Here is a 2,374-nt window from a genome sequence, read left to right on the forward strand (position 1 = left end):
TTTACCTTGATCCACACCTTTAAAGTTAAAGCGACCAACATAGGCACGGCTTGGAATTTCAAAGTTACCAATGCGCATAATGTCTTGGCCACCTGAAACTTCTTCCCAAACCGTTTTACTGTCGTCCATACTATCGCGGAACTGATCAACCGATGCCAGCTTAACAGTATCACCCAGTGTTAAAGTGCCTGAATCGGGTTGTTCTTGACCTGAGATCATACGGAATAGTGTTGATTTACCGGCACCGTTGGGACCGATAATACCGACAATCGCCCCTTTGGGGATCGAGAAGCTTAAATCATCAATCAGAACACGATCACCATAAGACTTTGTTAGATTATTAATTTCTAATACTTTATCCCCTAAACGTGGTCCAGGTGGAATAAAGAGTTCACTGGTTTCATTACGTTTTTGATAATCAACGCTGTTAAGTTCTTCAAAGCGAGCAAGGCGAGCCTTGCCTTTTGCTTGACGACCTTTAGGATTTTGGCGGATCCACTCAAGTTCTTTCTGAATAGATTTATGGCGAGCCGCTTCAGTTGCTGCTTCTTGTTCAAGACGCGCATCTTTTTGCTCTAACCAAGAAGAGTAGTTACCTTCCCATGGAATACCTTCACCACGGTCAAGTTCTAAGATCCAACCCGCTACGTTATCAAGGAAATAACGGTCGTGCGTGATTGCTACGACGGTACCTTCATAATCGTGTAGGAAGCGTTCTAACCAAGCCACTGATTCGGCGTCTAAGTGGTTAGTCGGTTCATCTAATAACAGCATATCTGGTTTTTCTAACAGAAGACGACAGATAGCAACACGGCGGCGTTCACCCCCTGAAAGTTTCTCAATCTTAGCGTCCCATTCTGGTAAACGCAGCGCCTCTGCTGCACGCTCTAATTGGTTTTCAAGGTTATGACCATCATGAGATTGGATAATCGCTTCTAACTGACCTTGTTCTTTTGCTAATTTATCGAAATCAGCATCAGGATCGGCATAAGCCGCATAAACTTCATCAAGGCGATTTAATGCATTTTTCAGTTCACTGACGGCTTCTTCAACGGCTTCACGTACAGTATGTTCAGGGTTTAATTTAGGTTCTTGTGGTAAGTAACCAATTTTAATACCTGGCTGTGGACGTGCTTCACCTTCGATATCAGTATCAATACCTGCCATGATGCGTAGTAATGTCGATTTACCGGCACCATTAAGACCAAGCACACCAATTTTCGCGCCCGGGAAGAAGCTGAGTGAAATGTTTTTAAGGATATGTCGCTTAGGCGGGACAATTTTCCCGACACGCAACATACTATAAACGTATTGAGCCACTATAATTACCCTTTGATTATAAAAGAGATTTTATCTTAGGTGCCACTTTTTTGCGCTAAAAACAAATTTTTTTGTGATTAAGTCGCGTGTTTATGGCACCAAAATGAACAATAGCAAAGTCAATGTCAGTATTTGCCAAAGACCCGAAAATGATGAAAGTCGCCAGTATACCCGATTTATAAAAGAAAACCTTAGTCAAAAGCGAGGTTTTTATCTACCTTTCGCACTTCCTCTAAAAGTAATGAAAATTTCGCTTAAAGAGGGGAACTTACATTGTTAATGATTATCATATTAGCTAATGTATTCACTCTTTGGTGGTTCTATTTGAAGTGGGAGAAATTACGTGGTAAAGCAAACATGGTCATTAGCAATAGCAATAGGAACATTGTGTTTTTTCTACATGGACACAAGCAGATTCATTAAGTGAACAACGTGTTCGTTATCAAGAAATTAAAGCTGCATGGGATCTTAAAAAAAACAGATGAAGTAGAAAAATTACTGCCTACATTGCAAAGCTACCCACTTTATCCCTATTTGGAATACCGTCAAATTACGGACAACCTTGATGTGATTGCACCTGCTGTGGTCACTGAATTTGTTGCTAAATATCCTACATTACCGCCAGCAAAAGCACTGCCTTCATTATTTGTGAATGAATTGGCAAAACGTCAAGAGTGGAAAAACTTACTGACGTTTAGTCCAAATCCGCCGAATCCTAAAGCCGCAAGATGTAATTACTATTATGCAAAATGGGCAACCGGTGATATTCAAACCGCATGGGTAGGTGCTAAAGAAGCATGGCTAAATGGCACTTCAATGCCATCAAGTTGCGATCCTCTTTTTGATGAATGGCAAAAGGCGAATCAATTAACACCAGAATTAGTATTAGAGCGAATTAATTTAGCGATAAAAAAAGGCAATACGGGGCTGGCTGCTTATTTGGCTCGACGTCTTCCTCAAAATTATCAAACTATCAGTGATGCTTTGGTTGAATTACAAGACTATCCAAGCTTAGTAGGACGCTATGCAACCGCGCTGTCACCGACAGATTTTT

1 protein-coding gene and 1 pseudogene are annotated in these 2,374 nt (G+C 41.0%); one reads left to right on the forward strand and one right to left on the reverse strand.

Features of this window, described 5'->3' with window-relative positions:
• A partial coding sequence (gene ettA / locus BHE89_RS14935) for an energy-dependent translational throttle protein EttA (RefSeq protein ID WP_128860597.1) occupies positions 1–1,320 on the reverse strand: 1,320 nt, incomplete at its 3' end.
• A 343-nt stretch (positions 1,321–1,663) separates the two neighbouring features.
• Here ettA and BHE89_RS14940 point away from each other — a divergent pair.
• A pseudogene (locus BHE89_RS14940) lies at positions 1,664–2,374 on the forward strand (murein transglycosylase); the annotation flags it as partial.

This window comes from Shigella sp. FC1967 (genome assembly GCF_001743005.1).
In the GTDB taxonomy this organism is placed as follows: Bacteria; Pseudomonadota; Gammaproteobacteria; order Enterobacterales; family Enterobacteriaceae; genus Proteus.